7 protein-coding genes and 1 pseudogene are annotated in these 7,101 nt (G+C 61.9%); 5 read left to right on the plus strand and 3 right to left on the minus strand.

Going from position 1 to position 7,101, the window contains the following annotated elements; translation table 11 throughout:
- The 5 genes from CWO89_RS38260 to CWO89_RS38285 all read left to right on the plus strand — a co-directional run.
- Positions 1 to 243 (plus strand): hypothetical protein (locus CWO89_RS38260; RefSeq protein WP_130583522.1); only part of this gene is annotated, 243 nt, incomplete at its 5' end.
- Between the two features lie 491 nt (positions 244 to 734).
- The gene (locus CWO89_RS38265) at positions 735 to 1,544 is read left to right on the plus strand and encodes a hypothetical protein (RefSeq protein ID WP_130583523.1); all 810 of its coding nucleotides are present in this window, start codon (positions 735 to 737) and stop codon (positions 1,542 to 1,544) included.
- 135 nt (positions 1,545 to 1,679) lie between these two features.
- Complete coding sequence (locus CWO89_RS38270) at positions 1,680 to 2,132, plus strand: hypothetical protein (protein WP_130583524.1); 453 nt, start codon at positions 1,680 to 1,682, stop codon at positions 2,130 to 2,132.
- Between the two features lie 1,185 nt (positions 2,133 to 3,317).
- A complete protein-coding gene (locus tag CWO89_RS46375) occupies positions 3,318 to 3,461 on the plus strand; it encodes a hypothetical protein (RefSeq protein ID WP_165421500.1) in 144 nt (47 codons plus the stop codon).
- Positions 3,462 to 3,686: 225 nt separating this feature from the next.
- On the plus strand, positions 3,687 to 4,064 hold the full coding sequence (locus CWO89_RS38285) for a VOC family protein (RefSeq protein ID WP_130583525.1): 378 nt from the start codon (positions 3,687 to 3,689) through the stop codon (positions 4,062 to 4,064).
- Positions 4,065 to 4,192: 128 nt separating this feature from the next.
- On the opposite strand, the gene CWO89_RS38290 is transcribed toward CWO89_RS38285, so the two are convergent.
- The 3 genes and pseudogenes from CWO89_RS38290 to CWO89_RS38300 form a co-directional block, all read right to left on the minus strand.
- Positions 4,193 to 6,451, minus strand: a complete 2,259-nt coding sequence (locus tag CWO89_RS38290; protein WP_130583526.1) for a xanthine dehydrogenase family protein molybdopterin-binding subunit — start codon at positions 6,449 to 6,451, stop codon at positions 4,193 to 4,195.
- On the minus strand, positions 6,448 to 6,930 hold the full coding sequence (locus tag CWO89_RS38295) for a (2Fe-2S)-binding protein (protein ID WP_130583527.1): 483 nt from the start codon (positions 6,928 to 6,930) through the stop codon (positions 6,448 to 6,450). The genes CWO89_RS38290 and CWO89_RS38295 overlap by 4 nt, the downstream gene beginning before the upstream one ends.
- A gap of 3 nt (positions 6,931 to 6,933) precedes the next feature.
- Positions 6,934 to 7,101 (minus strand): annotated as a pseudogene (locus CWO89_RS38300) (FAD binding domain-containing protein); the annotation flags it as partial.

Here is a 7,101-nt window from a genome sequence, read left to right on the forward strand (position 1 = left end):
GGCATCCTGAATGACTTCTCCGCGATATCGACATATGCCCCCTATGTCGACGCAATGTTCGTAGATAAGCAGTGCGCTTCCCTATTGAAACAGGGGCGTCTCCGAGCCGAACTCAGCTTCAAGGCTCGCATCTTCTCGCTGAGCGATCCGCAAGAGTTCTTAGATTACCTGAAAGACCTAGGAGATTCCGCAACCGAGGATGTCCGCGTGCTTGCTCATGATCTCTATGGCGCGAAAGAATAGACGCCGTCGATATTAGGAAGTTGGCTATGCCGCGCGGGCCGCATCATTACGAATCGAATGGAGCTTGCATATATTGTGGCGCCCGGGACGAACGTCTCGAACATATTGTTCCCTACGCCCTAAGCGGTTCACACGTAATTCGACGCGCGAGCTGTCTGGGATGCGCGGATATGACGAAGAAGTTTGAGCAGCTCGTAGGGCGGATTAGCCGAAGGCGTAATCCGCCGCTTTGCGGTACGTGAACGGCGGATTACGCTGCGCTAATCCGCCCTACGCGCGGATCGCAAATAGCGGCCGCCTCCGCCTTCCCATAGCCGCGCAGATCTTACCTCCAACAGTTGCCCCCCATCGACAGAGCTACCCCCGACACGGCCGACATTCGGCACGAATGCTTGACAAGGCCGGCATGCTCTCGCACTCATGAACCTCCGCTTGTTGCAGGAAATTGCAAACCGATTCGTTTTTTTCAGCGGGTTGCTGGAGTGGCCGACATGCCTGAGATCGCTTTCTCAACGCGACTGACAGAAGACGATTGGGATCCTTCGAAGAAGGCATGGCATTGTCCCGCGCTCGGCATCCCGTCAGCCGATGTGAAGAACGTCTACGTCAATGGGAATCGAGTAGATTCCAAGAACTGGGAAAAACTTCTTGGCCCTCCCATGATACGTTGGGTGATCCAACGTCCTCCAACCGAGATAGTTGCGGATATCGTCATTCCGGAAACGCTCATACCGGAAAATGAAAAAACGAAGGTTGAGGTGGAGGCCGACCGTTGGAAGAAATTAGCCATCTTGCTCCCGTTCCTGGCTACCATCATCTCTGCCCTGATAACGGGCTTCACCACCTATTGGAGCAAGGCCGAGGGACACATTTCCGGCTTTGATCCCGCATCAAGAGAAACCGCCTCTTTCAACACCTGGGCAGCAATCAAGACCGCTGAGGCGGCTTCCTTTAGCCTGTCCCGCGACGACATCGACGTCGAGAGATATACGCAGAAAGCAGATCGCGCGAAGTATCGCCTCGTTGTGGGAATTCGCCCCAGGGAGGCTGGGCCCACTGAGGATGGTAGCTACAAATACGCGTTTGGTCCTTATTTGTTTGACGCAGTCTCATACCGAAATGCTGAACTGGATGACGAGATGAAGTCGTTCATCGGTAATGGAGGTTGCGCAAGTTTCGTTCTATTCCGCGTGACCGCCACCAGACTCGCGGCCACACCTATTAAGCGACCGTTCTTGCCGAGCGATTACGGGAGCGACATCAAGGTCGTGGATAGCAGATTGGATGGCGGCTGCTCATAGGCTCCGCTTTGCGGATGTGAACGGCGGATTACGCTGCGCTAATCCGCCCTACGGACTGCCCTTTCCTCCCCCCGCCAATCCGCGGACTACGCGGAGGCTAGCTTCACTCACCACCTACTCCCCCTTGGTCTGAACATGTCCGCTCAATCTGAGAACAATCGGCCGAAGTCGAACTGGGCGCAAATCGCATCCGCGGTCATTGCTGGCTTCGCCTTTGTCATCGTCGTTGCTCAAGTCTACTTCATCAGCAAGAACTTCAAAGAAGTAGCTGCCCGCCAAGTCTACATGTCATACAGCGAATCTGCGTTGCGGCACCCGGAGTACGCTGAGCCTGATCTGTTGGAGATCAAGGCAGACCGAAAGAAACTCGCCCAATACAAAAATTACGTCGCACATCTACTGTTTGCGTACGACGAGATGCTGGAAGCATACGACAAGCCGGAATGGCGAAAGAGCTTTGATGAAGAGATCAAGTACCATCGCCAATACATCTGCGAAGACATGCCCCCCACTCTCGACGAAATTTACTTTGAGAATATGCGAAAGCTTCTCAGAGAGATTCGGGCCAAGTGCCCCGCCAAGAACTAAGACCTTCCTGCGAAGCGGCGTCCCGGCGCGTAGGGCGGATTAGTTAGCCGAAGGCGTAATCCGCCGTTTTGTGGTACGTGAACGGCGGATTACGCGGACCCGGTGGCTAATCCGCCCTACGCGTTGAGGTGTCCCTGTGACACGCGAGACCGCATTCCGTGAAGCCTTGCACTCCGTAGCGCCTGACTTGATCGTGGACCTTTATCTTTATCCGGTCGAGGCAGGTGGCAGGACGGGGCCGGTCCGTCTTGGCTGGGGCTGCCCGTGCACCAGGGACAGAAGTGTTGATGAGGGCTGGGATGGTTATCCGCTGCTCGAACGCGCCATGATGCCGGGCGAACGGAGGCGGCTGGGTTTCGTGTTCTTGTGTCGCGAAGAGGCAGTTCAAGCGCTCGGATCGACGGATCGGTTTTATCTGTGGGAGGGGCGGTGGATCGGCGAGGCGGCTGTCGTTCGATAGAGCACGTAGGGCGGATTGGCCGGAGGCGTAATCCGCCGCCTTGTGGACACGAACGGCGGATCACGCTGCGCTAATCCGCCCTACGCGCTGCCGATCGGTGACGCGCCGCCTTGCGCGGCGGACGGCGCCGCGAGGCAGTTCGTCGAGCTTTGTCGTTTAGCCGTGAGGTCGTGAACCTAGCACCAGCGGCAGCGGCCCCAGCGGGCGCAGCAGCCGCCGCAACCCCCGCAGCCACCGCAGCCACGCCAGGCTGCTCCGCAGCCACGACAGGCGCGGCAACCGCGACAACCACCGCAGCCTCGGCAGCCGCGAACGACAACGGCGGCCAGTTGCAGGCCGCTGGTAGCGTTTTCCTTATCGAAGAGATAGAACGTGGCGAGACTGACGTCGGCCATTTCCTCGTCACCAAGGACCAGGCGCTGATTGGGCGAGATGTCCTCAGACTGCGGGATGTCAGCGGTGGGTATCGCGGACGCGGACGCGCTCCCCGCCAGCGAAAGACCCAGTCCCGCCGTGCCGAGTGCCGTAACGGCGGCGGCTTTCGTCGCGCGCGCCTGCTTTGTAGCTTGCTTCACCCGTGGCATTTTCGCACCCTTTGTAAGTTGTTTTGCAAGGGTCAACTTGACGTACCAAGTGTGCCTGCAGGCCTAGAAGTGCGGCCTTGCCCATCCGGTTCCTTTCGCGCGCGGCTTTTCTTGAGGCGCCACCGGTCGGAGGAGAGCGGGATGGATATTGAGGCAGCAGTGCTGTCCAAACATGTCGCGCTGAGCTCGCGTCTTCTCAAAGCAGGACGCGCCGTAACCGCAGTGCCGACCTCACCCCATCGGGGAGAGGTGAAACACTTCCAGCGTGGCGCCAACTCGACCTGATCTCATCACGCTCTGGCGCAATCCGCAGTCTCGCGCCCGCGGATGGAGTCCCTCGCCTTCGCCTGTCAGGCGAGCGCAGAAGTTTATTCCGCCCGGCGGACGCATCGATTGCGGCGCCCTACGCCTTCCCGGACTTCCATCCCCGCCCAACCTTCTGCTAGGAACATCTTCTGCGAAGCGGCGTCGCAGCGGAATGAACGTCGCGCAACGGGAGGGACAGGTAGAATGTTCTCGCATGTGATGATCGGAACCAACGACCTCGACAAGTCCAAGGCGTTTTATGACGCGCTGCTCGGCGCGCTCGGCGTGAGGCCGGGATTTGTCGACCGCCATCGGGTGTTCTGGCGCACGAAGACGGGGACGTTCTCGGTGTCGAAGCCGATCGACGGCAAGGCGGCGACCTTTGCCAATGGCGGCACGATCGGCTTCAATGCGGCGTCGAAGGAGGAGGTCGATGCCTTCCATGCGAGCGGCATCGCGAGCGGAGGCAAGACCTGCGAGGATCCGCCTGGAATCCGCGACATGGGCGAGATGAAGCTTTATATCGCCTACTTGCGCGATCTCGACGGCAACAAGCTTTGCGCCGTGCATCGGATGGCTTGAGCGCGGGGGCAGTTCGTAGGGCGGGTTAGCGTTAGCGTAACCCGCCGCTTCTCGCGTGGTTCGGCGGATTACGCTTCCGCCTTCGCTCTTCGAGCTACGGCGGACAAGTCGCTAATCCGCCCTAGCACCTACTCCGCCGCCTGCTGCACCGGCTCCTGCAACCCCTCCAGCACCTTCGGCGGCGACATCGGCAGGGCGTAGAAGCGCTTGCCTGTCGCGCGGTAGATCGCATTCGCCACGGCGGCCATCACCGGCACCAATGGCACTTCGCCGACGCCCTTGACGCCTTGCGGGTGTTTCGGGTTCGGGACTTCGACCAGGATGGTATCGAGCATCGGCAGGTCGGAGCAGACCGGCATGCGGTAGTCGAGGAAGCCGGGGTTATCGACCTTGCCGTCGCTGCGGTAGATGTATTCTTCGTTCAGCGCCCAGCCGATTCCTTGCGCGACGCCGCCCTGGAGCTGTCCTTCGACATAGCCGGGATGCACGGCGCGGCCGACGTCCTGCACCGCCGTGTATTTGATCACGCGCGCGATGCCGAGCTCGATGTCGACCTCGACGTCGCAGATGTGGGTGCCGAAGCCGCCGTCGGCGCCTTGGGTGTTGAGCTGAACGCCGGCGCCGATCGGGCCGCCCTGCTGAGGGGCTTTCTCGGCGAGATCCTCCAGCGTCAGCGGCTCGAACTGGCCGGCGTTGGGCGAAGCCGGATGCGCGGCGCCGTTCTCCCATTTCACCGCTTCGGGATCGATCTCCCAGACCTTGGCAGCGCGCTCGCGGAGCGTGTTGATCACCTTTTCGGTCGCTTGCGTCACCACCATGCTCGAAGCAAACAGCACGCGGCTACCGCCGGTGAGATTGGAGAAGCCGACCGTCTGGGTATCGCCGATGATGACGGAGACGCGGCGGTAGTCGATGCCGAGCAATTCGGCGCAGACATTGGCGATGCCGGCGCGCGAGCCGCCGATATCAGGGTGGCCGGTGGTGACGACGACATTGCCGTCCTCGGTGATGTTCACCTGCGCCGAGGATTCACCGCCCGCGTTGAACCAGAAGCCGGAGGCGACGCCCCTGCCCTGCAATTTGCCTGTTGGCGTGCTGTAATGCGGCGAGTTCTTCGCGGCTTCCAGCGTCTCGATATAGCCGATGCGGGGGAAGACCGGGCCATGCGCCGCTTTCGTCCCCTGCTTCGCGGCGTTCTTCAGGCGGAAGTCGAGCGGGTCCATGTTCAGGCTTTCGGCGACCTCGTCGAGCACGCATTCGACCGCATAGGCGCCGATCGGCGCGCCGGGCGCGCGATAGGCCGCGACCTTGGAGCGGTTGGAGCAGACGTCGTAGCCGACCGAGAGAACGTTCGCGATGTCGTAAGGCGCAAAGCTGCAGCCGGCGGCGCCGCGGATCGGCGAGCCCGGGAAGGCGCCGGCCTGCAGATAGAACGTGCCTTGCGCGGCGACGATGGTGCCATCCTTTTTGGCGCCGATCTTCACCGTGCTCTTCGAGCCTGAGGTGGGACCGGTGGCGCGCATCACCTCCTCGCGCGTCATCACCATCTTGACCGGGCGGCCGGATTTCTTGGCGAGCAGCGTCGCCAGCGGCTCGAGATAGACGATGGTCTTGCCCCCGAAGCCGCCGCCGATCTCGGCGGGGATGGCGCGGATGTCGCTCTGCGGGATGCCTGTCAGCATCGATGTCATCGCGCGCACCATGAACTGGCCCTGGCTCGAGCTCCAGATCGTGGTCTTGCCGTCGGCTGTGACCGAGATCAGGCAGGCATGCGGCTCGATATAGCCCTGGTGCACCGGGCGCGTGGTGAAGGTGCGCTCGATGATGACGTCGGCTTGCTTGAAGCCCGCTTCGATGTCGCCCTTCTTGTGCTCGAGTTGGCCTACGATGTTCGAGGGCTTGCCTTCGAACTTGTTGAGCTCGTGCAGGATCGGCGCATCAGGCTTGATCGCGTCATCGATCTCGATCGAGAAAGGCTGCACCTCGTAATCGACCTCGATCAATTCGCAGGCTCTTGCGGCGATCGCTTCCGTGGTGGCGGCCACCGCGGCGACGGGGTGGCCGGGGAACAGCGCCTTGTCGCGCGCCATCACGTTCCGGCACATCCAGCGCATGTCCTGGATGCCGAGCATCACGGATTTATCCAGCGGGAAGTCGACGACGTCGCGCGAGGTGACGACGGCCTTCACGCCGGGTAGCCGCTCCGCCTTGGAGATGTCGATGCCGCGGATGCGCGCATGCGGATGCGGGCTGCGCAGGACCTTGCCCCAGATCATGCCGGGCATGGCGGTGTCGGCGGCGAAGGCGGCGCGGCCCGTGACCTTGTCGACGCCATCGGGACGGATGGTGCGCTGGCCGATCCACTTGTTGTTGACGACGATGTTCATTGCGCGGCCTCCCGGATTTCAGCGGCTGTCTCCAGCACGGCGCGGACGATCTTGTCGTAGCCGGTGCAGCGGCAGAGATTGCCGGCGAGCCAGAAGCGGACTTCCTCCTCGCTCGGCTCCGGGTTCTTGGCCAGCAGCGCCTCGGAGGCGACCAGCATGCCCGAGGTGCAGATGCCGCACTGCAGCGCGGCCTGCTCCAGAAACTTCTCCTGCAGCGGATGCAGCCGGCCGCCGCGCGCCATGCCCTCGATGGTCCTGATCTCGTGCCCTTCCGCTTCGGCCGCCAGCATCAGGCAGGAGCAGACCAGCCGGTCATCGAGCGTGATCGAGCAGGCGCCGCAATCGCCGGAGGCGCAGCCCTCCTTGGAGCCGGTGAGCGCGAGCTGGTTGCGCAGCGTATCGAGCATGGTCTCATAGGGCTCGCAGAGGAATTCCAACGGCTCGCCGTTGACGGTGGTGGAGACGTGCAACTTTGCCATTTGTCATTTCCCTTGCGCGCGTTCTGCGGCGATCTTCGTGGTGCGCTTGAGCAGCACGCCGGCGATTTGGGTGCGGTAGGCGATGGTGCCGCGCTTGTCGTCGATCGGACGGCAGGCGGCGCGGCAGGCATTGGCGGCGGCGGTGAGCGCGGCGTCATCGAGGCGCGAGCC

It is taken from the genome of Bradyrhizobium sp. Leo170, from assembly GCF_004296405.1.
Taxonomy (GTDB): Bacteria; Pseudomonadota; Alphaproteobacteria; order Rhizobiales; family Xanthobacteraceae; genus Bradyrhizobium.

Excerpts from the sequence above, each read along its gene's own strand:
- CWO89_RS46375 (WP_165421500.1), top strand. The coding sequence starts at position 3,318 with ATGGATATTGAGGCAGCAGTGCTGTCCAAACATGTCGCGCTGAGCTCG.
- CWO89_RS38265 (WP_130583523.1), top strand. The coding sequence starts at position 735 with ATGCCTGAGATCGCTTTCTCAACGCGACTGACAGAAGACGATTGGGAT.
- CWO89_RS38270 (WP_130583524.1), top strand. The coding sequence starts at position 1,680 with ATGTCCGCTCAATCTGAGAACAATCGGCCGAAGTCGAACTGGGCGCAA.
- CWO89_RS38285 (WP_130583525.1), top strand. The coding sequence starts at position 3,687 with ATGTTCTCGCATGTGATGATCGGAACCAACGACCTCGACAAGTCCAAG.
- CWO89_RS38290 (WP_130583526.1), bottom strand. The coding sequence starts at position 6,451 with ATGAACATCGTCGTCAACAACAAGTGGATCGGCCAGCGCACCATCCGT.
- CWO89_RS38295 (WP_130583527.1), bottom strand. The coding sequence starts at position 6,930 with ATGGCAAAGTTGCACGTCTCCACCACCGTCAACGGCGAGCCGTTGGAA.